The sequence below is a fragment of the Polaromonas sp. genome, assembly GCF_012927455.1.
Lineage (GTDB): Bacteria > Pseudomonadota > Gammaproteobacteria > Burkholderiales > Burkholderiaceae_C > Polaromonas.
Map to the genome: position 1 here is coordinate 37,264 of NZ_JABBPE010000015.1, position 22,445 is coordinate 59,708.

A 22,445-nucleotide genomic window follows, 5' to 3' on the forward strand; every position below is an offset into this window, starting at 1 on the left:
GGGGCTGGCCACGAGGGCGGCCGGTATTGCAGGGCGAAATGCTCAAGCTGACGTCATGTCGCGTCATCGTCTTACAACAGATGACGCCTTACTTGCAAGCAGACGTTGGCGTGGCAAGGCCAATCCAGGCTGCCCGTTGGCGTCGGTTGTTCAAAAAAATCTTTAAAAATCAAACACTTGGCGCAAACGATGTGCCCGTATACGGTCGTTTGCGAGCAGCCCGTCAGGCGCCGCTACGGCTTTGGCGGCGCCATCAAACAAGTGGAATCGGCCGAAAAAGCGCTAACGCGGCGCTTACAGCCCGAAACGTCCGTTGTAATTTGCGGCCATAAGGTACGCCCATGACACATTTAACACCTTCAAGATTTGCTTTCCTGGGTTTGCTGACCATTTCGATAGCTGGGCTGAGCGCCTGCGGGGGCGGCGGCAGCGGCAGTGAGGGCGCGGTCAGCGATGCGCCACCGTCCGTGACGGCAAACGGCGTCAGCGCCGCGCTTGCGCAGCCCGCCAGTACGCCCACTCCGGCCCCAACGCAGACGCAAACATCAACCCCCTCGGCCGCCCCGGCTGCTGCGCCAACCCCAGCCCAGACGCCCGCAGCAGCGCGGGCTCCAGCTCCAACACCGGCTCCAACAACGGCACCGGCACCAACTCCAGTTCCAGCACCCGCGCCCGCTCCCGTACCAGCTTCAGCCAGCGCCATCAGCGCAGAGGCAAGCTGCGCTCTTCCTGATTTCCAGCAACAGCTGCTGCAGCAAATCAACGCCCTGCGCACGGCAGGCACCAGTTGCAATGGCCGGCCGGTCCCTGCCGTAGCCGCGCTGCAGTGGAGCAGCGCGCTGTTCAAAGCAGGCCTGGTTCAGTCTCAGGATATGGTCACCAACAGTTTCTTCGGGCACGCCGGCAGCAACGGCAAACAAGTGGGGGACCGGGTCACTGATCAGGGCTACCGCTGGGGTTTTGTCGGCGAGAACATCGCTGCAGGTCAGGGGAGCGTTGCCACCGTGGTCGACAGCTGGATGAAAAGCACGTCGGGTCACTGCGAAAACATCATGAACGTCAGCGCGCAAGACATCGGCGTGGCCTGCGTCGCCAAGCCCAACGATCCAAAGAACTTCGGCAGCTACTGGACCATGGTGCTGGCCAAACCGCTGCGTTAAGGCTGCACTTACGCTGCATTTACGCTTCATTAATGCTGCTTTAAGCCCGTAAGCCGGGCCCGGCGCTGTAAGTCAGTCGCGCCACGCTTACAGCCCTTGGCGCTGCCGGTTGCGCCCGCTACCAGCCCTGACACGCCGGGCAGCAACTGGCCCAGCGCGCAAAGGGCTTCCCAAGTCATCCCTTGAATTGCCTGCTAGCGCAGCATGCACCAGCGTTGGCAGCTATTAAAAGCATAGCGATCAAGCCCCCCGACAGGCCGAGCGGCTATGCCCTGGCACTTCGCCTGCGCACCCCCCGCTCGAAAAATCCGGAACGCCGCGCGCATCCCGTCCATCTAATGGACAGGAAGCTCGTGAATGCCCCGCAAACCCTGCCCACTGTGCCCCTTGATCGCGGCTTGACCGCTCACCGGGGAAGAGGGCGCCAGTTCTTGCAGGGTCGAAAAAAAACGCGCAGGGGCTGAATTCAATTGTTTTGATGGAACTCCAGGAGAAAAACCATGAAGAGCATGACTTACACAACAAGCGGCGAATCAATCCGGTTTACAGCCGCGTGGCGGCCGTCGCTGAGTGTGATCGCCGCAGCCGCGACGCTGGCCCTGCTTTCGGCCTGTGGCGGTGGTTCGGACGACTCCGCCGCGCTGGCGCGGGCCGCCCAGGCTGCGCAAGCTGAACAGGGCAAGCAGATCTTCCGCTTCGACACCTTTGGCGACGAGGCGCAGTGGACCGACACGCTGCGCATGCACGAGGTCATCCGTTCCGCGGTCGATCCGGTGACGGCTTTGTCGGTTGGCCTCAAGGTAGACGCCGAGGCCTTGCCCGCCGCCGTGGTCGCTGGCATCCAGAACGGCAGCATCGATCTGAAGAGTCCGGCCACCACCGTGGCCTTGCTCAAGCTCAATGCCGTCGTGGGCCTCAAGGGTACGGTTGAGGCCGTCAATGGCGCGGACACGCTGACCCGCGTCGGCATTACCTGTGCGCTGTGCCATTCGACGGTAGACAACTCGTTCGCGCCCGGCATCGGCAAGCGGCTGGATGGCTGGCCGAATCGCGACCTCAATCCGGGCGCCATCATCGCCCTGTCACCGGCCGTGGACGCCAAGGAGGTGGCGGCCCTCAAGACCTGGGGTGCTGGCAAGTTCGATCCGCGCCACAACGTCGACGGCCTCAACAAGCCGGTGGTGATCCCGCCCGCCTACGGGCTGGACGGCATACACCGCATCACCTTCACCGGCGACGGCGAGGACATTGCCTACTGGAATCGCTATGTGGCGGTGGCTGAAATGGGCGGACTCGGAACCGTCACCGAGCCCCGGCTGAACCTCAGCATCACGCATGGCACACAAGACCTGGTCAGCAGCAAGCTGCCCGCGCTGCAGGCTTATCAGCTGACGCTGAAGGCGCCCGAGGCACCGGCCGGCAGCTTTGACGCGGTCGCGGCAGCGCGCGGAAAACTGGTGTTTGAAGGCGCGGGCAGGTGCGCCAGTTGCCACAGCGGGGCAACGTTTACGGACGCCAACAGCCGGCTGCATCCGGCTTCAAACTCGATGGCCGAACCCGAGTCGCCAAGCTACGCTTCCCGCTCGGCGACCAAACAGTACCGCACCTCGCCCCTGAAGGGTGTCTGGCAGCATGCGCCGTACTTTCACGACGGGTCGGCCGCCACGCTTGATGATGTGGTGCAAGCCTACAACCGCAAGCAGGCGCTGGGCCTGACGGCGCCGCAAGCAGCGGATCTGGCGCAGTATCTGAAGTCGCTATGAGCGCGCCGCAGCGCCATCATCCGTGCCTGTTATCAATTGGGGACATCGCATGAGCACTTACGAAGCAAAACTGCAAGGGCGCGAAGAGATCGCGCAAGGCACGATGGCCTTTCATTTCGAGAAGCCCGCCGGCTTTATCTTCAAACCCGGCCAGGCTATCGACCTGTTGTTGCCCGATGCGCCCGACCTGGTCGCCGGCAGCGCCCGTCACACCTTCTCTATCGCCAGCGCGCCGTTTCAGGACGAACTGGTGGTGGCCACGCGCATGCGTGACAGCGCCTACAAACGCGCTTTGAGCGCGCTGCCTATCGGCACGCAGGTCAGGCTCGAAGGGCCGTCTGGCTCGCTGACCTTGCACAGCGATCGCGCGCGGCCGGCGCTCTTCATGGCCGGAGGCATTGGCATCACGCCGTTCATGAGCATTTTGCGGCAGGCGGCGAAGGACCGGTTGCCGCAGCAGATGGTGCTTCTGTATTCCAACCGCCGGCCCGAGGACGCGGCCTTTCTCGCCGAATTGCAGCAGCTCGCGCGTCAGCAACCGCAGAACTTCCGGCTGGTCGCCACCATGACCGGCATGGGAAAGTCGCAGCAACCCTGGGACGGCGCAACGGGCGCTATCGACGAAGCGCTGGTGCGGCAGATCTGCGCTGAGATTGCGGCGCCCATCTGCTACCTGGCCGGCCCGCCGGCCATGGTCGAGGCCGTACGACACAGCCTGGGTGATGCAGGCGTCAACGATGACGACATTCGCAGCGAAGAGTTTTACGGTTACTGACCGGCCTGATCCGCCTGGTGGTGTTGGCTTAGGCGCGGCGCTGCATTCAGGCGGCCGGAAAATCCGGAAAGCCACTGGCATCATGACCCTCAAATAAACAGGAACCGCTATGAACACCTTACAAGCGCTCCCCCAGCCGCTCGATGCCCGCTCCGATATAGAACTGGTCAGTCTGGCGATTGCCGGTAACGACCTGGCTTTTGCACAGATCATGCGGCGCTATAACCGGCTGCTGTTTCGCACGGCGCGCAGCATTCTTAAGAACGACGACGACACGCAAGATGCCCTGCAAGATGCCTACATGCGCGGCTGGCGTGCACTGGCGAGCTTTCGCGCCGATGCCAGGCTGTCGACCTGGCTGGTGCGCATCGTCGTCAATGAAGCGCTGGGTCGGCTGCGGCGCCAGGGCGCCCAGCCGGCCCGTGTCGTGCCCCTCAATGCCGCCGTGGACAGCGATGGCGAAACACCGGAGATGCACATGCCAGCCAACCCCGATGAGCAGCCTGAGCCCTCGGCCATGCGTGCGCAACTGCGCCAGCAAATTGAGTCGCGCATCGACAGCTTGCCCGAAGCCTTTCGCACCGTCTTCATGCTCAGGGGGGTGGAGGAGATGAGCGTGGAGGAAGTCGCAGCCGCGCTGGATATTCCAGAGGCTACTGTCAGGTCGCGCTTTTTTCGGGCCCGCGGCATTTTGCGCGAAGGTCTGGCGCGCGACGTTGACATGACCGTGGGCGACGCGTTTTCATTTGCCGGCCAGCGCTGCGATCGTATGGTTGAAAACGTGCTGGCCCGGCTTGAGCGCGAGCGCCAACTGCCAGGCGCGTGACCCGTCAAGTCAAGTCAAGTTAAGTCAAGTCAATCAATATTTGAGTCAGTTTTTTTCAACCGGAGATTGCCATGTCGTTTTTTCAGATGTCTAGTCCGCTCGCCGCGCGTCGGCTGTTTTTGGGTCGCTCGGGCGGCCTGGTGTTGTCGGGGGCTGCGGTGGCGCTGCTGGCCGGCAACGATGTACTGGCCGCCAAGTCAGAGGGGTCCAAGGCCGGTGATGTCGATATTTTGAACACCGCCATCGGTGCCGAACTCGAGGCCATCGCCGCCTACCAGTTGGGCGCCGAAAGCAAACTGCTCAGCAAGCCGGTGCTGGAGTTGGCGCTGACGTTTCAGGGCCACCACAAGGCGCATGTGGCGCTGCTTTCCGGCACTGTGCAAAAGCTGGGCGGCAAAGCGGCCGCAGGCAAAGGCAAGTACGACTTTCCGGTGGATCAGCTCAAAACCGAGCTCGACGTACTGAAGTTTGCCGCCAAGCTGGAGCAGGGCGCCGTCAGCGCCTATCTGGGTGCCGTTCCGCTGTTTGGCAACCGTGACCTGGCCAAGGCCGCCGCCAGCATCTTGGGCGACGAAGCCATGCACTGGGCCGTCTTGCGCCAGGCCATGGGTGAGGCGCCGGTGCCAGTCGCCTTCATGACCTGATTTCATTTTTACTTCAAAGCGATACGTTGTTTCCCACCTTGCCGTGCTACGGCACTGTCTGCGGTGGTGCGCCTGGTCTCGCATCGAATAGAAATGTAATGAGAATGAAAAACGCCCGGCGTTGCAGCGCAACGCCGGGCGTTTTGGCAGCAGTGCTGCCAGCTCTTCAGGTCGTTAATGCTGTTAGGCGACCATGTCGACCTGGCTGTCGATGGCGGGGTGGCCCTTGCCTTCACCGCGCGCACCTTCACCGGCTTCGCGGGCGACGACATCGCCTTTGACGTCGGTCAGGGGGTGGCCCTTGCCTTCACCGCGCGCACCTTCACCGGCTTCGCGGGCGACGACATCGCCTTTGACGTCGGTCAGGGGGTGGCCCTTGCCTTCACCGCGCGCGCCTTCACCGGCTTCGCGGGCGACGACATCGCCTTTGACGTCGCTCAGGGGATGGCCTTTGCCCTCGCCCTTGCCCCGGCCTTTGCCTTCGCCCTCGCCGCGCGCGCCTTCACCGGCTTCGCGGGCAACGGCGTCGCCCATGGTTTCGATGGCGGGGTGGCCCCTGCCTTCACCGCGTGCGCCTTCGCCGGCCTCACGGGCAAAAGAAGCGGTTACTGCGCTGGCACCAATCGCGAAGACGGCGGCAGCCATGGCAATTTTGTTGAGCTTGATCATGATGAATCTCCTGAATGAAAGTTGAATTGAATAAGTTTTGTGGACGTGTGTGAAAAACTTCCACACAACTTGAATATAAGAAGGGAAGACTTTAAAACGCATGATCGATGGTCGCGATTTGTCCGCGAACTTGGTCTCAAAATTGATCAGACTTTGGTCGCTATCAGTTGGGAATGCTGGTGCCCAAGATGGACGCAGGTACAAGCCATTAAAACTGATTGAATTCTCCAATCAGGCCAAGCTTTGCCCGCGAGACAGGCCTTGCAATCAAGGCAAAAGCACATTTGGACACCACTGAAGTCGCGCCGTAAATACCGGGTAAAACTCCGTTTTCCTTACACCGTGTTAACAAATGCACAGCAACAATGAACCGTCTGAATCGCCAAGGCGTTCTAGTACACCCACGGTTCAGGCGCAATTCCAGGCGCTGTTTGCCGATCCATCGGGTTGATACAAATTGCGCTTCGAATCGCTGGACAGTTCATTCACCAGTAGGGGAATTCTATGAAATCGAAATTGTTAACTTCTTCGTTGTTGGCTGCGGCCCTGTTCGCCGGTTTGGGGCTTGCCCCAGTCATGGCGCAAAACACCAACACACCGAACATTGAACGTGCACACCAGGAAATCAGTGCGCGCATCCAGCAGGGCATCAGCAACGGCTCCATCACGCCGACCGAAGCGCAGGCGCTGTATCAGCGTGGCCGCGCAATTGAAATGCGCGAACAACAGTTCAAATCCAACGGCACTGCCTCACCGCAAGAGCGTCAGATTTTGCGTGCCGACCTCGATGGTCTGAACGCCGACGTCGAACGCATGATGGCCAACCGCGATGTGGTCAGGCCTGGCAATACCGCCACACCCGGCATTGACCGTACACACCAGACGATCAGTGCACGCATTCAACAGGGCATAGGCAGCGGCGACCTCACGCCCTCGGAGGCGCTAGCCCTGAATCGGCGTAGCCGCGAAATTGAAATGCGCGAAAACCAGTTTAAATCCGATGGCAATACCTCGCCGCAAGAACGCCAGACCTTGCGTGCCGACCTCGAGGGTCTGAACGCCGACGTCGAACGCATGATGACCAACCGCGACGTAGTCAGGCCCGGCAATTCCAATACCCCGGGTATTGACAATGCGCAGAACAGCATCAGCGACCGCATTGACGAGGGCGTGCGCGCCGGCTACATCACCGAGCGTGAAGCACGCAGACTGCATCGCCGGGAGCGCGACATTGCGCGCCACGAGGCCGGCTTCAAGTCTGATGGTGTGGTGACCCCGCAAGAGCGCCGCCAGCTGCGTAATGAAGTGACTGGGCTGCGCGGCGAGGTCGAGCGCATGATGCGCAACGAGCGCCGCGGACGCGGTTAATCAGGCCAAGTATGGGTAAGCGCGCTTCAGGCTCATCAAGCGCTTGAGGCTTGCAGGCAGCCCGCCAGGGCGGCGAAAGCGGGCGTCTTGGTACCTGGCACTGAAACCGCTATGCAGTGGCGGTTTCAGTGAAAAATCTATTTGTAGCCCAATGAATATGGGCGTTAGTAGCTATCTAAATCATAGCATCATGATGACGCCGATGGGCCATGAACGCCGCCAATTCCAGTCACATCTGATTGGCGTTCCCAGCCGGCGTGATGGTTATACCTAAACTTTGCCTAAACGCTTGCCGTTACTATTGCCTGTACTGCTTGCCCCATAAGCGCGCCAAGGCTTCTGGCTTCGCGTGTGGGGATGGTAAAGCGGAAAAGATATTTGTTGATGCCTGAAGGAGTGCCTGGTTTTGACTTTGTTCTGGATGCCCCCTGGCGCTACCATTTCGCTGATTAGCTTGTGCGGCCTGTCAGGTTTGCTGTCAGCGTGCGGAACGCCGTTAAAGGCGTTTCCGTCACAGGAAGAATTCGGCTCGACCGCAACCTATTCGAGGCAGTTCGACGCCACCGCCGCGCAAACCTGCGAGGCCGCCCGAAGGGCTTTGCTGAGCCAGGGCTACATCATTGGCACGGCCAGGGAAGACCTGGTCAATGGACAGAAAAGCTTTCAACCCGAGCCTGAGTCGCACCTGCAAATGGAAATTCGGGTGGTTTGTGCGCCAGACAGCGGTGACGGCAAAGTCAGCCTGGGTTTTGTCACCGCCCTGCAAGACGTTTACGCGCTGAAGAAAAGCAACAATTCGGCCAGCTTGGGCGTGGGCGCGCTTGGTTCCGTCTCGCTGCCATTCAGTTCAAGCAACGACGCCATGGTCAAGGTCGCCAGCAAAACCATCACCACCGACGCTTTTTATGATCGGTTTTTTGACCTGGTGAAGCGTTATCTGGTAGTTGATAAAAGCGCCGAACAAGCGCCTTGACGCCGGGCGGGCACTGTCCAGCTACGGCGCCACCTCAACTTCGCACCAGCAGCCCGGCGCCAGGCCGTCCAGCGTGTAGGGGCCAATCGCCGCGCGTATCAGCCGCAGCGTTGGAAATCCCACTGCCGCCGTCATGCGCCGCACCTGCCGGTTGCGGCCCTCTTTAATAGCCAGCTCAATCCAGGCGGTGGGAATGGACTGGCGCACGCGAACCGCCGGCACGCGCTCCCACAATCCAAACGGCGCTTGCATCAAACAGGCGCGGGCTGCTCGCGTAGCACCATCGTTGAGTTGCACACCGGCGCGCAAGGCTTGCAGCGCGGCCTCGTCTGGCAGACCTTCGACCTGCACCCAATAAGTCTTTTCCATCTTGAAGCGCGGGTCCGCAATGCGCGCCTGCAGCTGGCCGTCGCTGGTCAGCAGCAGCAGGCCCTCACTGTCGGCATCAAGCCGGCCCGCCACATACACGTCGGGCAAGGCGATGAAGTCCTTTAGCCCGCGCCAGCGCCCCTCGGGCGTGAACTGGCTCAGCACGCCGAAGGGTTTGTTGAAGCGGATCAGGCGCGCTGGCATGCGGGTAAGGGGTAGAGGACGCATCGGGCCGAGTGTACGTCGGTCGGTGTCATCGGCGCGACCGCAGGATGGTCGGCTAAATCTGGTATCGCGTATCCGTCTAAAAATTAAAATAAATCCCCCAAAGCCCCCGTGCAGCATGCGCAAGCAGCTATATAAAAGAGAGCGAGTGTGAGTTTTTTAAGTTCATGGGTAGCCGTTCTAATGCAGCAGGAATTCCGCTCAAGCGGCTTCAGTTGAGTCCGCCAGCCATTGGTTTCAGCGAGACTAACTTGTACTCAAATTAAGTCAGGGCTAAGAGATATGGCCATCTGGTCAACCTGTTCACGCTGATCGACTTGATCACCAACGATGTGTCGCTGCACGTCATCCTCTGGAGCGACAAAGGCGTGAGCTGGTCGGCGCCCGCGAAGCTGGCCGACGCGCCTTTTTCGGCGCGACCGATTCCGGGAGCGGCGTCCCCATCCGTGACGGCTCCATCCCGGCGCAGCTCGGCATCAGCCCGCGGAACAGCAGAACAGCAGAACAGCAAAACAGCACCAACTCGATTCAAAACGCAGCACGAGCTGCGTAGTTACGTAAAAAGGGTAAAAATAGGGTCTAGCCCCTATGGAATGTGCGCAAGCAGCTATCATTACCGTAGCAGAAAAATCATCATGCAACGCCGCCAAGCCATCACCACCACCCTCATGCTGACACTTTGCACAGGCCTGGCCGCCCAGGGCACCAAGCCTGCAGGCACGTCATTGGTAGCGGCGGCGGCGCGCGGCGATCTGCCCCAGGTGCGCCGCCTGCTGGACGCCGGCGCGCCGCTGGAGTCACGCGGTGAAACGCAGCACAGCCGTAACGTCACCCCGGTGCTGGCCGCCACGCAGGGCAACCATGCCCTGGTGGTGCGCCTGCTGATTGCACGCGGCGCCAACGTGAACGCGCAGGATGAGCAACAAGACAGCGCCTTCCTGCTGGCCAGCGCCAGTGGCTACACCGACATCGTGCGGGCCACGTTGGCGGCCGGCGCCGACCTGAGCAGTACCAACCGCTATGGCGGTACCGCGCTTATTCCGGCCTGCCACCACGGCCATGTGGAGACTGTGCGCCTGTTGCTGGGCACCGCCATTGCGGTGGACCATGTCAACAAGCTCGGCTGGACCGCCTTGCTGGAGGCGGTGATTCTGGGCGACGGTGGCCCCGCGCACAGTGAGATCGTGCGCCTGCTGCTGGCGGCCAAAGCCTCTGTGAACCTGCCGGACGGGCAGGGCGTCACGCCCTTGCAGCATGCGTTGGCGCGCCAGCAGACCCGCGTGGCGCAGCTGCTGCGGGCCGCTGGCGGGCGCTAGTGTGGCGCGTCAAATAGAAGTGCGCTTATTCACAAAGGCCCGCGCTCAAGTGACGTTGGCCTGGATGTCGCTGACCGTGGCGGCCCAGATAAGCGGTTTGGGCATGGCGATGTACGCATGGATGGCCGACTTCAACTTGGCCGCGCTGGCGAACACACCGCGGCGCAGGCGCTTGTCGGTGATGTCTCGCATCGCCTTCGCCTTCACGAATGATCTGAAAACGGAATCAAGCTTTGCCGCTTGTCGACAGGAAGCGCTTTAATACGTTGCGTGTCGTTTGCTGGGCCGCCGGATTCAGGCGTGATGGGCGCAATTCGGGTGCGTTGTGGTCGTCCAGGCCCCAGGCCCACTGGATAGAGCCGGTAGCAAAAACGACTGCGCCGCTGGGCGCGGTGTAAATACTCATATGCGCCACACCCTGCTTGCTGGCATCGGTGAGTGCGGTCCACGGCGACTCAGCCAGTATTTGAACGGCTGATGGCAAATCGGCATCGGCATGCACGCAATCCACCTCGTAGCCCAATAGTCCCGGCAAGGTGGCGCCGGGCTCAAGTCCGGTGTTGGCAAAGACCCAGTGCTGCGTCGTTGTGATCACGATGTCGGCATCAACCGGGTCGCCCGCATACATCACGCCAATCAGCTGCTCTTCGGGTCGATTGACCGCGGCACTGCGCCATTTATCGGTAGTGCGCAATGGGTCGGTGCCGATTGTGGCGAGCGGATCGCGCGACGCCTTTTTGTAGCACGTCATGATGCGGTCGGCCGTTTTGGAGGCAGCGCTTGCCTCAAAGCGGATTTGCCAATACGCGCTGTTCGCTGAAAAAAATCCCAGATGCACGCCGGCATCGCGCGCGGCTTCATTATGCTGGCGCATTTCCCATGACCAGTACTCGTCATGCCCGACGGAGACCCACGCCTTGTGCGGGCGCAGCAGCCCCGGGTTTGTATGGGTATCGAGGTTGCTGCAGTAGCTCAGGTCGTAGCCTTCGCGCTCCAGCCAGCGCACCATGTTGTAGTCCCAACCGGCGTTGCTCACTTTGTAACTCTCCGGGTGCGGTTGCAAGTTGGTTAAAACTCGCCAGCACCCACGCCGCAGGCTGCAGCCGGGTTCTGAGCGTTGGCTGCGTAGGGGCGATTAAAAGAGAGTTTCGCTGCACGTTTGCGCTCTGTGCTGCCCCAGTTGTAGAAGGATTTTCCTCCCCAATAGTTGTAGGCCTGGTAGGTGGTGACGCTGAGCTGGAACAGTAGGTCAGACGCGCGCTGATCATCGCGCACCGCGAAGATGATGTAACTTTGCGCACCACCGCTGGATTCAGTGAGTTTTACAAGGTAAACACCGCTTACCCAGTCTGCCGGATCGTCAAGGTTGCTGGTGGTCAGGGCGAAGGGGTGGACCCACGCACAATCCGTCAGACCCGTTTCCGAGTCTGTCGTCGGCATCACCTGCGCGGTGCCCGCAACCGCCCTAGCTCCGACAACACGCCTGGCGCCCAGCCCCGCATACCAGCCCATGCGAAAGACTTCCAGCACGAAAGTGGGCGAGCCGGTGTTGACGTACAAATGAATCACATCCCCCCGGTTGACGCTGGTGGCTGATGCATAACCTTCGATCTCGCGCGCCGTGGCGGGGCAAGTCAGCTGCCAGTCGCGCGTGCCGGGTCGCAGATTCTCTGCAAAGATTGTGTTGTGGCAATTCGTCGGCATCGCGAGCTAGGCCGCGCCAGCCAAAATGCATCTGATCTTTTCGCTCGTGACGAAAGCACCATTGACCGCAATGTTACGGGCGGGGTAGGGCGTGTCCAGGGCCAGTTCAATCCTGGCTTTCAGAAGTTCTGGGGCCAGATCGGCTCCGTCCAGCGCATGCAGCAGGCCGGTTTCGGCGAACTTCTTGATGCGAAAACCCTGCTCACTGTTGCCTTGGTAGGGGTAGGCCAGCGCAGGCGTGCGGGCAGTGATCACTTCTAGCAGGGTGTTGTCCCCCCCCATGCTGATCGACACGGCGGACTCCATCAGGTGGCGCTGGAAGTCGGGCAGGAAAGGCGTGATTTCTACATTGCTGCTGCGCACCGTTGCGCGTAGCGCGTCAAGTTCGGCCTGCGTGGTGCGCGAGCCGGTGGCCAGCATGAAGAAGTAATCTGGCATCAAGGCTGCGGCGCCTATGGCCCCCTCCAATAACTCCCGGCCCACATTGCCGCCACCTTGGCTGACCAGAATCTGCTTTTTCCGCGCTGGCCTGAACTGCGGCGGCGGCGGACTGATGTAGCCGGTGTAGCAGAGTCGGTCGGCAATCTCATGCGCCAGAGAGAAAGTTTCATCGAAGCGAATGATTTGCGCGTCGCCGCGAATGAACACGGTGTGTATGTGCTTCTTCACTGTGTCCACCATGCGGCGTTCTTTCTCAGGCGCGCGCGGCACCAGCACCTCGCGCACCGAGGTAAAGATCGGCACCGGGCCGGAGCTTTCACGCACCATCCGAAACAGATCCTGGATCTCGCGCTTGAAACGCCGGCGTCCAAAAGGGTAGAACTCGACAACTATGGCGTCGTAGGGTCCGCCCAAAAAGCTGGTGATGGCTTCACTGCGGGCGCCCCATATTTCGTCAATGCCGCGCTGGTCGTCGGGATCGAAGAAGCCGCCCGATTCAGTGTCATGGAGCAGCGTCGGCAGAATAAGGCTGCGAAAGCCGGGGTGCTCCAGCGTCGTGCCAGTATCGAGCCCCCCTTGAATCAGATCGACCCGGGCATGCTGCAGCAGCTCGCTGATGATGCGCAAACTACAGGCGAGATGCCCAACCCCCACCAGACTTTGGCAGTAGTAAAGAATTTTTTTGTTATCAACCTCAAGCATGTCCCCTCCGTTTTTTGTGATGATTAGACTCGCCTCATTTCGATCAGCACCATCGTACGGGAACAAGCCTGGAAGCAGAAGTGTTTGAGAGGTGTGCGCCTGTAGCGCAGCTTTCGCTATTGGCTGACCACCGCGTGTCAAGCCGAAAAAGCAAGGCAGTGTTGGAGTGCATCAGTGCAAAGTCGTGCACCATTGGGGCATCAATCTTGCGTCACTGGTGCAGGGGACACACGCATGACTTTTGAAATTGACATTGGGTTTACTTCGCTGCCTGGCCGCAGGAACATCAACGAGGACTTTTGCGCCGCCATGCTGCCAGAGCCGGGAAGCGAAGGCATGGGCTCGATCGCGGCGATTGCCGATGGCGTGAGCGCGGGTGGCATGGGCAAGGAGGCGGCGCAAACCACGGTCACCAGCCTGGTGCGCGACTACTTCGGCACGCCAGAGACCTGGGACACCACGGTGGCACTGGACCGCATCATTGCCGCGCAAAACACCTGGCTGGCCGGCATCAACCGGCGCCGTCAGCCGGCCATGGGCCTGACCACTTTGACGGCGCTGGTGCTGCGTGGCCAGTCCTACACGCTGGCGCATGTGGGCGATTCACGGGCCTACCTGCTGCGTGGCGGCACCACCGTGCAACTCACCAACGACCACGTCGTGCCGCATCCCGATTTCAAGCACCAGCTGCTGCGCTCGGTTGGCGCTGAAGACCATTTGATGGTGGACTACCTGCAGGGCGATTTGCATGTGGGCGATGTGTTTGTGCTGGTGACTGACGGCGTGCATGGCGCGCTGCGCGCCAGCGTGTTCGAGGCGAGCCTGGGTCAATTGACCGAATCCGGCAATGCGCAAGACGCCAGCCAACAACTGGTGAGCGTCGCCCTGACCGCAGGCAGCCTTGACAACGCGACCGCGCTGGTGGTGCGCGTGTTGGGCCTGCTGGACGCTACGCTGCAAGACGTCAACCGCATCGCGCAGACCCTGCCGATTCCGCCGCGTCTGAAGGTGGGCGAGGTGATTGACGGCTTGAGCGTGACCGCGCCTGTGGCCGACAACGGCATCAATGTGATCTACCAAGTCAAGTATGTGGCCCCCACGCCCGGCACTGATGTGTCCGTGCTGCCCCCCGAGGGGGCTGAACTTGTTCGGGGCGGCCCTTCGCGGCGTTCGGTTGCCCCCACGCCCGGCAGCAGCGGCAAGCGGTATGCCCTGAAGACGCTGAACCCGGCCAGAGCCCACGATGAGCAGGAACGCGCCATGCTGGCGCACGAGTCCTGGCTGGCCAGCCGCATGCAGACCGGCCGCGCGGCCGAGCATCTGGTCAGGCTGCACGAACAGTTGCCCAGCGGGCGCGAGCGCAGCGCCTTTTATCTGCTTTACGACTGGCACAGCGGCGAAACACTGCAGCGGCAAATTGATCGCGGCCAGCTGTTCAGCGTGCAGCAAGCCCTGGGCGTGGCCACGCAGGCGGCGCGCGCGCTGGGGCAACTGCACCGCCAGTGCGTTATTCACCGCGACATCAAGCCCGCCAATTTGCACCAGGGCGAAGACGGCGTGCTGCGCCTGCTCGATCTGGGCGTGGCGCTAAGCGGGCGCGAGCCGGCGGCCATGCGCCGGCTGCACGCCGGCACCCCCAGCTTTATCAACCCCGAGCAGTGGGGTTACAGCGCCGCGTCAAGCGACGGGCCGGAAGAACTGCCCGATGCGCAAAGCGACCTGTTTGCACTTGGGGTGACGCTGTACCAATTGCTCACCAGCAAGCTGCCCTACGGCGAGGTGCTGCCCTATCAGGCCGGCCGCTACTATCGCGACCCGCAAGCGCCCAGCCGCCTCAACCCCCAGGTGCCAATCTGGCTTGATCACATCGTGCTGAAAGCCGTGGCGCGCGACAAACGCAGACGTTTTGAAACGGCAGAGGAGCTGCTGCTGGCGCTGGAGCGTGGCGCATCGCGGCCTTTGAGTGCTCCACAACCGACCCCGCTGATACAGCGGGACCCGGCGGCGATCTGGAAGCTCGCTCTGGTGCTGTCTGGGCTGTTCAATCTGCTGTTGGTGTACTGGCTGCTGTTTTTGCCGAAATAGGCATTAAAAACGGCTCTAGCCCAATGAATTAAGGCGCAGGCAGCTATCTATTTGATAGCGACAGTGCGTACCGACCGGCTCAGGCCTATAGTTGCCAGAATTGGAAACCGATCAGACCGGCTGCACGTTTGACGCTGCTGCATACTGGTCAGATTCGCATATCTGCGTATCCGCATGTTCGGGCAAGACGCTACGCTGCTATTCGAGGCCTGTTTGATCGGGCCGCCCGCTAACTTTTTCAGGAATTGCTATGTTGCTTGATGCTGATGACTGCCAACTGGTGCTGGTGGACTACCAGATTCGTTTGATGCCTGTCATTTTCGAGAATGAACTTGTCATTGCCAATGCGCTGCGCCTGGCCCGCCTGGCGCGGGCGCTGCAGGTGCCGGTATGGGGCACCGCGCAAGCCCCTGACGCGCTCGGGCAGAACGTGCCCGAGTTGCAGGCGGCAGTCGACGCGGCTGGCGGCAAGACGCTGGCCAAGACGCATTTCAACGCGGCGGCCGACGGCCTGGGCGACTGGTTGCGCCCCCCTGTGCGCAAGCCCTCATCCGGCGGCAACGCGCGCAGCCTGCCCAAGCACCTGCAAAAAGCGCCAGAAGAAGAGCTGGGCCGAAGCACCATCGTGATAGCCGGTTGCGAAGCGCATGTCTGCCTGATGCAGACAGCGCTCGGCCTGCTTGAAGAAGAGTTTGAGGTGTGGGTAGTGACCGATGCCTGCAGTTCGCGCAGCGAGCGCAACCGCGATGCCGCCTTTGACCGGCTGGCCGGCAACGGCGCCGAACTGGTGACCACCGAGATGGTAGCGTTTGAGTGGCTGCGCACCTCCGAGCACCCGGCGTTCAAGGAAGTGCTGGGACTGGTGAAGTAGCGCGTTCCCCAGGATTTATCATTTAAAGTGGCTCTAGCCCATACAGGATGGACGCAAGACGCTTCTAAATTGATAGCAATTCAGGTGGGCACGCAGGGCTATCGGATTTAAATTCAAGACGACAAAGCGCGAGGCATCGATTTCTCGCATAGTGATCCTTCGGTTGTCGGGCATGCTGGCTCCAGCAAAAAGCTGGCAGGGCCACCCGTATCGGTTGGGGAAGAATATGCGCAGCAGCACACGCTGCCGTTTTAATGTCATTCTGGCGTCGTGACCATCGACTCCGGCTTCGTGACCGGCCGTCCCGGTCAAGGCACACAAACGGTCACGATCGACCAGAATCAGCGGTCACGGCAAACCAGAGTCGCCGGCCACGATCGACTGGAATACCGACGTGGGACGTACACGTTCAACAAGCACGTCATCAAGCACCATTTCTGCCTGACCTGTGGCGTTCATCCGCACGGCGAAGGCGTCGATGCAAAGGGCAATCGAACGGCTGCGATCAATATTCGCTGTCTCGAAAACCTTGATCTGGCATCCGATCCGGTACAGAACTTTGGTGGCCGCTCAAAGTGAGTGCAGTGCCGCCAACCCGGGCTTGAAACAGAGCTTTGACCAGCGGTGCTTCGCTTGCTGGCTTAGCGCCGGTGATGCTTCGTTCCTGTTAGCGAAGTAGCGCACTTCAAGCGGCGATTGACTGGACACCGGAGTGTCACGAGGGTGGTCTACCATGGTGAGTCCGGTGGCGCCGGTATTTGCCAGCGCGGCGCTCAATCGCTTTGGCAGGCAGACTTCTTTGACTGCATGGAAAAGATGGTTGGAACTAAATCCTGAAATCGGCAGCGTCAGGGCGTCGCGTGATGCGTCCTGCGACTTTGGTGAACCCGAATCTTGGGACTATAAAGTGATGTCCCACAGCAAACAGGCTGGTGACCGCTATGGCTTTCTCCCTCTTGGGAATCTTCGCAGGCTGCACCTCGGTGCCGGCCACAATCGAAAGTGACCCATCACTTAATTTGTCGAACTGCAAGGCTGCACGTATCAGCAAGAGTTCCATATGCCGCTCCTGCCCACGCATACAAACACACCTGCAAGCAAAATCGATGGGTCATAGCATGCTCACGCTTAACCTGGCGTGGAATGTTGCAGTCACGGGCAGGTTCTTCCATGAGTAAAGCCTTCCCCCTCAAGTTCTTCATGCTGGTTTTCGCTCTTGCTGTTCCGTTTTGGCTGATCGGTGCAGTCACCGCACTGCAGCTGTTACCGGGTCTCTCGGTCAGTGCGCTCGGGGCGTTCTGTCCGCTGATGGCGGCTGTGATTCTTGTTTACAGAGAGGACAGGATGCCAGGCGTGACGAAGCTGCTGAAGAGATCGTTCGACTACAAGCGAATCCGGGCAAAGGCTTGGTACGCACCCATCATTCTTCTCATGCCTGGCGTGATGGCCCTGGCGTATGGACTGATGCATTTGATGGGGTTCCCGCTTCCGACTCCGCAAGTGCCGGCTCTGACGGTCCTCGTCATGTTTCTAGCGTTCTTTGTCGGCGGTCTAGGTGAGGAACTGGGCTGGTCGGGATATGTCATTGACCCCATGCAAGCTCGTTGGAGCGCGCTTCAGGCCAGCCTTCTTGTCGGGTTGGTGTGGGCCGCCTGGCACATCATTCCGTACATGCAGGCGCACCGCTCGGTCGCATGGATCGGCGGGGCCATCCTCTTCACTGTGGCGACACGGGTCCTCATGGTTTGGCTCTACAACAACACGGGCGCAAGCGTATTTGGCGCAGCCTTGTTTCACGCCATGCTAAACGTCAGCTGGTTCGTGTTCCCGGTCTACGGCTCATACCTCGATCCGCGTATCAGCGCACTGGTCGCCGTCTTCTTGGCTGCAATCGTCACAGTCGTATGGGGGCCACGAACGCTAGCTCGGTACAAAAATGTTTGACTGGGTCGACCGTGCTGCAGCAGCTTCTCTGATGTGCACCGAAACGGAAAACGGACGGCACCTCAACAAACAGCTTGTTGCATTGCATCGCAGTGCGGTTCGCTTGGCGGGCTCTATGGACTGCTCGGGAAATCACCGATTTTCCAAAATAAATTGGCTGTAGACCAATATCTACAGGCGCAAGCAGCTATTTATTTGATAGCGCTCAAGGGCGCCTCGTCGTCACTTGCGGTGCCGTCAGCTTGCCGCAAGTCCTCTATCCATAATTAGCAATTCAGCTTTCTGGCGATAGCCTTCACCGTTCGTCTGTTTTTCCATCCTTCAAGGAGACATCACCTTGTTCAAAGCCCTTCAACTCAGCAAATCCGATGCCGGTTTTTCAGCCGCCATCACCGACACCGAAGAGTCCCAGTTGCCCGCTGGCGACGTGCTGGTCCAGGTGGACTATTCAAGCTTGAACTACAAGGACGGCCTGGCCATCAGCAACAGCGGCCCGGTGGTGCGCAGCTGGCCCATGGTGGCGGGCATTGATGGCGCGGGCACGGTGCTGGAATCCAGCCACGCAGCCTGGAAGGCCGGTGACAAGTTTGTGCACAACGGCTGGGGCCTGGGCGAAACGCGCTGGGGCCTGATGGCTGAGCGGGCCCGCCTGCAAGGCGACTGGCTGGTGCAGTTGCCGGCTGCCTTCAACACGCGGCAGGCCATGGCAATTGGCACGGCGGGCTACACCGCCATGCTGTGCGTGCTGGCGCTGGAGCAGCATGGCTGCAAGCCTGGCGATGGTGAAGTGCTGGTCACCGGCGCGACCGGCGGCGTCGGCAGCGTGGCGGTAGCCGTGCTGGGCCAACTCGGCTACAGCGTGGTAGCAGCTACCGGCAAGTCCAGCGAAGAAAGCTATTTGAAGCAACTGGGCGCCAGCCGCGTGATGGACCGGGCCGAGCTGTCGGCGCCGGGCAAACCGCTGCAAAAAGAACGCTGGGCCGCGGTAATTGACGCCGTGGGCTCGCACACGCTGGCCAACGCCTGCGCGCAGACCCGTTACGGCGGTGTGGTGGCGGCCTGTGGGCTGGCGCAGGGCGCCGATTTTCCGACTACCGTGATGCCTTTCATTCTGCGCGGCATCACGCTGGCCGGTATCGACAGCGTGATGGCGCCACTGGCGCGCCGGCAGCTGGCCTGGGGGCGTCTGGCCAAAGACCTGGATCCGGCAAAACTTGAAGCCATGGTGGAAGAAGTGCCCTTGAGCCGCGTGGCTGAAAAAGCCGCTGAGTTGATGGCCGGCAAGGTCCGTGGCCGTGTGGTGATCAAAATCTGAAACATTCAACATTGAAATAGTTTGGAGACAACGCATGACAAGCTACGCCGATTTCTACCGCCAGTCCATAGACCAGCCCGACGCTTTTTGGGCCGAACAGGGCCAGTTGATCGACTGGCACAAGCCTTTTGATCGCGTCTGCAACTACGACAATCCGCCTTTTGTTCACTGGTTTCAAGGCGGCCTGACCAACCTGTGCCACAACGCAGTGGACCGGCACCTCAAAGACCGCGCTGACCAGGCCGCCTTGATTGCCGTTTCAAGCGAAACCGGCCTGGAGAAAACCTACAGCTTTAAGGACCTGCATGACGAAGTGCAGCGCATGGCAGCCAGTCTGCAAGCGCTCGGTGTGCAAAAGGGCGACCGCGTGTTGATCTACATGCCGATGATTGCCGAGGCCGCTTTTGCCATGCTGGCCTGCGCCCGCATTGGGGCGATTCACTGTGTGGTGTTTGGCGGATTTGCCAGTGGCTCGCTGGCCTCGCGCATTGAAGACGCGACGCCCAAAGTCATTGTCAGTGCCGATGCCGGCTCGCGCGGTGGCAAGGCGCTGCCCTACAAGCCGCTGCTCGACGAAGCCATCCGCTTGTCCAGCCACAAACCCAACGCCGTGCTGCTGGCCGACCGCAGCCTGGCGCCCATGGACCTGGTGGCCGGTCGCGACCATCTGTGGAACGAGCTGCGCAAAACGCATCGCGATGCCCAAGTGCCGTGCGAATGGCTGGATGCAACGGCCATCAGCTACACCATCTACACCAGCGGCACCACTGGCAAGCCCAAGGGCGTGCAGCGCGACACCGGCGGCTACACCGTGGCGCTGGCCGCCAGCATGAGGCACATCTTTGACGGCCGTGCCGGCGAAACCTTCTTTTCGACCAGCGACATCGGCTGGGTCGTGGGCCACAGCTACATCGTCTACGGGCCGTTGATTGCCGGTATGGCGACCATCCTGTATGAAGGCCTGCCGACGCAGGGTATGGACAAAAAACCCAATGGCGGCATCTGGTGGGAGTTGGTCGAAAAATACAAAGTGACGGTGATGTTCAGCGCGCCCACGGCGGTGCGCGTGCTGAAAAAGCAAGACCCGGCGCTGCTGAAAAAATACGATCTGTCCAGTCTGCGCGCGCTCTTTCTTGCGGGCGAGCCGCTGGACGAACCGACGGCGCGCTGGATCAGCGAAGGCCTGAATGTGCCCATCATCGACAACTACTGGCAAACCGAAAGCGGCTGGCCAATCTTGACGATTGCCAACGGCGTGGAGCAAAAGCCCAGCAAGTTCGGCAGCCCCGGCGTTCCGATGTATGGCTACAACGTCAAGCTGCTGCATGAAGCCACCGGCGAGGAACTGACCGCGCCCGGAGAAAAAGGCGTGGTCGTGATTGAAGGCCCGACGCCCCCAGGCTTCATGCAAACCATCTGGCAAGACGACTCGCGCTTCGTCCAGACCTACTGGAAGACCGTGCCGGGCAAGACGGTCTACAACACCTTTGACTGGGGCATTCGCGACGCGGACGGCTACTATTTCATCTTGGGCCGCACCGACGACGTGATCAACGTGGCCGGTCACCGCTTGGGCACGCGTGAAATTGAAGAAAGCATTTCGGGCCATCTGCAGGTGGCCGAGGTGGCAGTGGTCGGCGTGGCCGACGCGCTGAAAGGGCAGGTCGCCATGGCCTTTGTCGTGCTCAGGGATGCGGCTCTGCTGGACGACAGCGCCGCCGCGATCAAACTGGAGGCGGAGATCATGAAGCGCGTGGACGGTGACCTGGGCGCGTTGGCCCGGCCGGCCAGGGTGCGCTTTGTGTCGGCCTTGCCCAAGACGCGCAGCGGCAAACTGCTGCGCCGCGCGATTCAGGCGGTGTGCGAAGGCCGCGATGCCGGCGACCTGACGACCATGGACGACCCCGCTGTGCTGCAGCAAATCAAAGACAAAGTGGCGGCCGCCTGACGCTGCGCGGCCCGCTTACAACACCCATCCTGGGTGTTAAAGTGCCTGCAGCCCATGTTTTACGGGCGTGGTGTGCTATATAAAAAATAGCATGCCGGCACCCCCGCAGTAGCTGCATAGCGGCGCCGGGAATTGGCCGGAAGGGCCGATTGCCCGGCGCTCATGGTTGGGACGCCATTCCTTTCCTTCTTCTCTTTTTCAAGGCCTGCTTAGTTCCCCGGGCTAGGCGCGCGTTGAGCCGAATGAATCGCGTGAGTCGCAGACCCCGCTGGCGGACATTGGGCGAACCGCCAGCGCCGCAGAAATCAGCGCCTGAGATATCGATGTGCGGCCCGACTTCAAGGGGCTGCCGGCCGGGCAGGGCTCGGTGCATCAGGGCGAGCTGTTATGGGAAGCGCGCTGCGCCTCCTGCCATGGCACATTTGCCGAAGCGTCCCATGTGTTCACGCCGATAGCCGGCGGCGTGGCGGCCCAGGACCTGAAAACCGGCCGGGTGGCCAGCCTGCTGCCGGGCGCCAACCAACCCAACCGCACCACCTTGATGAAGCTGTCCACGCTGTCTACGCTGTGGGATTACATCAACCGGGCCATGCCCTTGAACGCGCCCAAAACCTTGACGGCCGACGAGGTCTACGCCGCTACTGCCTACATCCTGTATCTGGGCTGCCCCGCAAAGCCCGACGTCCAGGGATCGGCTTGCATGCGTAACTGCAAGACTGAAGTCGTCATTACGAGCGTTTTGCCCGAGCATGCGCGCAACGCCCATGGCTACTTGGCGGACCAGTCGCGCCTGGTGGGTGCCAGCCGCGGGGCCGATACCCGTCAACTTTCAATCGCTGCAAACGCACAGCCAAATACGGCTGCAGCCCAGACGCAGCGGGCGCAAGCTGCTCCTGAAAAAGGAGCGCCTGCGGGCCTGTTAGCGGGTGCCGGGGTGGCTGCTGCGGCGCAGGCGCCGCGTGTGGCTATAGAGCCGCCGCCGCAAAGCGGGGCGTGTGCAGCTTGCCACAGCATGGATATCAAACTGCTGGGGCCGTCCTTCAAGGACATCGCCAGCAAATACAAGGACCGCCCCGACGCTGTAAATTACCTCTCGGGCAAAATTAGAGCCGGCGGACAGGGTGTCTGGGGCGCAATGGCGATGCCGGCGCAGGCCCTGAGCGAGGAGCAATCGCTGCAACTGGCCGCGTGGCTGATGCAGTCGCCGTTGGCTGCAGGGGATAGGTAGACCGAGTTGAAATTACCGTGTGGAGACAGGCTTTGGAGAGGAAAATTTGCGCAGGTTTGAGTTTCTCGTCCCCAAGTATTCATTTAGTCGTGTCAAGTTTCAAGACTGTAAAGACAGTC

The 22,445-nt window shown here is 60.9% G+C and carries 22 protein-coding genes; 15 read left to right on the forward strand and 7 right to left on the reverse strand.

All coding sequences use genetic code 11. The features are described 5' to 3' along the window. Positions 1-341 precede the first annotated feature (341 nt). The 5 genes from HHJ18_RS12430 to HHJ18_RS12450 all read left to right on the forward strand — a co-directional run bounded on the left by HHJ18_RS12430 (position 342) and on the right by HHJ18_RS12450 (position 5,168). Entirely contained in the window at positions 342-1,160 is an 819-nt protein-coding gene (locus tag HHJ18_RS12430) for a CAP domain-containing protein (protein WP_296915724.1), read from the forward strand. A 500-nt stretch (positions 1,161-1,660) separates the two neighbouring features. Beyond that, positions 1,661-2,923, forward strand: a complete 1,263-nt coding sequence (locus HHJ18_RS12435; protein WP_296915726.1) for a c-type cytochrome — start codon at positions 1,661-1,663, stop codon at positions 2,921-2,923. A gap of 49 nt (positions 2,924-2,972) precedes the next feature. Beyond that, entirely contained in the window at positions 2,973-3,698 is a 726-nt protein-coding gene (locus HHJ18_RS12440) for a ferredoxin--NADP reductase (RefSeq protein WP_296915728.1), read from the forward strand. Positions 3,699-3,807: 109 nt separating this feature from the next. Further along, positions 3,808-4,524: an RNA polymerase sigma factor gene (locus tag HHJ18_RS12445; RefSeq protein WP_296915729.1), complete on the forward strand. Its 717-nt coding sequence runs from the start codon at positions 3,808-3,810 to the stop codon at positions 4,522-4,524. A 71-nt stretch (positions 4,525-4,595) separates the two neighbouring features. Next, complete coding sequence (locus HHJ18_RS12450; protein ID WP_296915731.1) at positions 4,596-5,168, forward strand: ferritin-like domain-containing protein; 573 nt, start codon at positions 4,596-4,598, stop codon at positions 5,166-5,168. A 183-nt stretch (positions 5,169-5,351) separates the two neighbouring features. On the opposite strand, the gene HHJ18_RS12455 is transcribed toward HHJ18_RS12450, so the two are convergent. Further along, complete coding sequence (locus HHJ18_RS12455) at positions 5,352-5,837, reverse strand: hypothetical protein (RefSeq protein WP_296915732.1); 486 nt, start codon at positions 5,835-5,837, stop codon at positions 5,352-5,354. Positions 5,838-6,341: 504 nt separating this feature from the next. On the opposite strand from HHJ18_RS12455, the gene HHJ18_RS12460 reads away from it, so the two are divergent. Both HHJ18_RS12460 and HHJ18_RS12465 read left to right on the forward strand, forming a co-directional pair. Then, the gene (locus HHJ18_RS12460; protein ID WP_296915733.1) at positions 6,342-7,205 is read left to right on the forward strand and encodes a hypothetical protein; all 864 of its coding nucleotides are present in this window, start codon (positions 6,342-6,344) and stop codon (positions 7,203-7,205) included. Positions 7,206-7,626: 421 nt separating this feature from the next. After that, complete coding sequence (locus HHJ18_RS12465; RefSeq protein WP_296915734.1) at positions 7,627-8,178, forward strand: DUF2242 domain-containing protein; 552 nt, start codon at positions 7,627-7,629, stop codon at positions 8,176-8,178. A gap of 21 nt (positions 8,179-8,199) precedes the next feature. On the opposite strand, the gene HHJ18_RS12470 is transcribed toward HHJ18_RS12465, so the two are convergent. After that, positions 8,200-8,775, reverse strand: a complete 576-nt coding sequence (locus tag HHJ18_RS12470; protein ID WP_296915736.1) for a pseudouridine synthase — start codon at positions 8,773-8,775, stop codon at positions 8,200-8,202. A gap of 632 nt (positions 8,776-9,407) precedes the next feature. Between HHJ18_RS12470 and HHJ18_RS12475 the strand changes: the two genes are divergently transcribed. Further along, positions 9,408-10,088 (forward strand): ankyrin repeat domain-containing protein, encoded by a 681-nt coding sequence (locus tag HHJ18_RS12475; RefSeq protein WP_296915738.1) that lies wholly within the window; start codon positions 9,408-9,410, stop codon positions 10,086-10,088. A gap of 45 nt (positions 10,089-10,133) precedes the next feature. Here the strand turns inward: HHJ18_RS12475 and HHJ18_RS12480 are convergent, their stop codons facing one another. Genes HHJ18_RS12480 through HHJ18_RS12495 form a run of 4 tightly spaced genes read right to left on the reverse strand, consistent with a single transcriptional unit; the run spans position 10,134 to position 12,935 of the window. Then, the gene (locus HHJ18_RS12480; RefSeq protein ID WP_296915740.1) at positions 10,134-10,280 is read right to left on the reverse strand and encodes a hypothetical protein; all 147 of its coding nucleotides are present in this window, start codon (positions 10,278-10,280) and stop codon (positions 10,134-10,136) included. Between the two features lie 34 nt (positions 10,281-10,314). Beyond that, positions 10,315-11,124: a N,N-dimethylformamidase beta subunit family domain-containing protein gene (locus HHJ18_RS12485; RefSeq protein WP_296915742.1), complete on the reverse strand. Its 810-nt coding sequence runs from the start codon at positions 11,122-11,124 to the stop codon at positions 10,315-10,317. A 32-nt stretch (positions 11,125-11,156) separates the two neighbouring features. Next, positions 11,157-11,792, reverse strand: coding sequence for a N,N-dimethylformamidase beta subunit family domain-containing protein (locus HHJ18_RS12490; RefSeq protein ID WP_296915744.1), 636 nt, complete (start codon positions 11,790-11,792; stop codon positions 11,157-11,159). A gap of 6 nt (positions 11,793-11,798) precedes the next feature. Then, positions 11,799-12,935, reverse strand: a complete 1,137-nt coding sequence (locus HHJ18_RS12495) for a glycosyltransferase (RefSeq protein ID WP_296915746.1) — start codon at positions 12,933-12,935, stop codon at positions 11,799-11,801. Positions 12,936-13,169: 234 nt separating this feature from the next. On the opposite strand from HHJ18_RS12495, the gene HHJ18_RS12500 reads away from it, so the two are divergent. From HHJ18_RS12500 to HHJ18_RS12510, 3 genes are all read left to right on the forward strand, one after another. Further along, positions 13,170-15,020, forward strand: a complete 1,851-nt coding sequence (locus HHJ18_RS12500; RefSeq protein ID WP_296915748.1) for a bifunctional protein-serine/threonine kinase/phosphatase — start codon at positions 13,170-13,172, stop codon at positions 15,018-15,020. A 250-nt stretch (positions 15,021-15,270) separates the two neighbouring features. Beyond that, the gene (locus HHJ18_RS12505; protein ID WP_296915749.1) at positions 15,271-15,891 is read left to right on the forward strand and encodes an isochorismatase family protein; all 621 of its coding nucleotides are present in this window, start codon (positions 15,271-15,273) and stop codon (positions 15,889-15,891) included. 270 nt (positions 15,892-16,161) lie between these two features. After that, on the forward strand, positions 16,162-16,470 hold the full coding sequence (locus HHJ18_RS12510; protein ID WP_296915750.1) for a hypothetical protein: 309 nt from the start codon (positions 16,162-16,164) through the stop codon (positions 16,468-16,470). A 247-nt stretch (positions 16,471-16,717) separates the two neighbouring features. Here HHJ18_RS12510 and HHJ18_RS12515 read toward each other — a convergent pair whose 3' ends face one another. Then, positions 16,718-16,951, reverse strand: coding sequence for a hypothetical protein (locus tag HHJ18_RS12515; protein ID WP_296915752.1), 234 nt, complete (start codon positions 16,949-16,951; stop codon positions 16,718-16,720). 110 nt (positions 16,952-17,061) lie between these two features. On the opposite strand from HHJ18_RS12515, the gene HHJ18_RS12520 reads away from it, so the two are divergent. The 4 genes from HHJ18_RS12520 (at position 17,062) to HHJ18_RS12535 (ending at position 22,326) form a co-directional block, all read left to right on the forward strand. Next, complete coding sequence (locus HHJ18_RS12520) at positions 17,062-17,835, forward strand: CPBP family intramembrane glutamic endopeptidase (protein ID WP_296915753.1); 774 nt, start codon at positions 17,062-17,064, stop codon at positions 17,833-17,835. A gap of 337 nt (positions 17,836-18,172) precedes the next feature. Continuing rightward, positions 18,173-19,150 (forward strand): MDR family oxidoreductase, encoded by a 978-nt coding sequence (locus HHJ18_RS12525; protein ID WP_296915755.1) that lies wholly within the window; start codon positions 18,173-18,175, stop codon positions 19,148-19,150. 34 nt (positions 19,151-19,184) lie between these two features. After that, the gene (locus tag HHJ18_RS12530) at positions 19,185-21,098 is read left to right on the forward strand and encodes a propionate--CoA ligase (protein WP_296915756.1); all 1,914 of its coding nucleotides are present in this window, start codon (positions 19,185-19,187) and stop codon (positions 21,096-21,098) included. Positions 21,099-21,423: 325 nt separating this feature from the next. Next, complete coding sequence (locus HHJ18_RS12535) at positions 21,424-22,326, forward strand: c-type cytochrome (RefSeq protein ID WP_296915758.1); 903 nt, start codon at positions 21,424-21,426, stop codon at positions 22,324-22,326. Positions 22,327-22,445: the final 119 nt, after the last annotated feature.

Excerpts from the sequence above, each read along its gene's own strand:
- HHJ18_RS12435 (WP_296915726.1), top strand. The coding sequence starts at position 1,661 with ATGAAGAGCATGACTTACACAACAAGCGGCGAATCAATCCGGTTTACA.
- HHJ18_RS12530 (WP_296915756.1), top strand. The coding sequence starts at position 19,185 with ATGACAAGCTACGCCGATTTCTACCGCCAGTCCATAGACCAGCCCGAC.
- HHJ18_RS12515 (WP_296915752.1), bottom strand. The coding sequence starts at position 16,951 with ATGGAACTCTTGCTGATACGTGCAGCCTTGCAGTTCGACAAATTAAGT.
- HHJ18_RS12430 (WP_296915724.1), top strand. The coding sequence starts at position 342 with ATGACACATTTAACACCTTCAAGATTTGCTTTCCTGGGTTTGCTGACC.
- HHJ18_RS12490 (WP_296915744.1), bottom strand. The coding sequence starts at position 11,792 with ATGCCGACGAATTGCCACAACACAATCTTTGCAGAGAATCTGCGACCC.
- HHJ18_RS12520 (WP_296915753.1), top strand. The coding sequence starts at position 17,062 with ATGAGTAAAGCCTTCCCCCTCAAGTTCTTCATGCTGGTTTTCGCTCTT.
- HHJ18_RS12460 (WP_296915733.1), top strand. The coding sequence starts at position 6,342 with ATGAAATCGAAATTGTTAACTTCTTCGTTGTTGGCTGCGGCCCTGTTC.
- HHJ18_RS12450 (WP_296915731.1), top strand. The coding sequence starts at position 4,596 with ATGTCGTTTTTTCAGATGTCTAGTCCGCTCGCCGCGCGTCGGCTGTTT.
- HHJ18_RS12445 (WP_296915729.1), top strand. The coding sequence starts at position 3,808 with ATGAACACCTTACAAGCGCTCCCCCAGCCGCTCGATGCCCGCTCCGAT.
- HHJ18_RS12440 (WP_296915728.1), top strand. The coding sequence starts at position 2,973 with ATGAGCACTTACGAAGCAAAACTGCAAGGGCGCGAAGAGATCGCGCAA.
- HHJ18_RS12500 (WP_296915748.1), top strand. The coding sequence starts at position 13,170 with ATGACTTTTGAAATTGACATTGGGTTTACTTCGCTGCCTGGCCGCAGG.
- HHJ18_RS12495 (WP_296915746.1), bottom strand. The coding sequence starts at position 12,935 with ATGCTTGAGGTTGATAACAAAAAAATTCTTTACTACTGCCAAAGTCTG.
- HHJ18_RS12480 (WP_296915740.1), bottom strand. The coding sequence starts at position 10,280 with ATGCGAGACATCACCGACAAGCGCCTGCGCCGCGGTGTGTTCGCCAGC.
- HHJ18_RS12465 (WP_296915734.1), top strand. The coding sequence starts at position 7,627 with ATGCCCCCTGGCGCTACCATTTCGCTGATTAGCTTGTGCGGCCTGTCA.
- HHJ18_RS12475 (WP_296915738.1), top strand. The coding sequence starts at position 9,408 with ATGCAACGCCGCCAAGCCATCACCACCACCCTCATGCTGACACTTTGC.
- HHJ18_RS12455 (WP_296915732.1), bottom strand. The coding sequence starts at position 5,837 with ATGATCAAGCTCAACAAAATTGCCATGGCTGCCGCCGTCTTCGCGATT.
- HHJ18_RS12470 (WP_296915736.1), bottom strand. The coding sequence starts at position 8,775 with ATGCGTCCTCTACCCCTTACCCGCATGCCAGCGCGCCTGATCCGCTTC.
- HHJ18_RS12505 (WP_296915749.1), top strand. The coding sequence starts at position 15,271 with ATGTTGCTTGATGCTGATGACTGCCAACTGGTGCTGGTGGACTACCAG.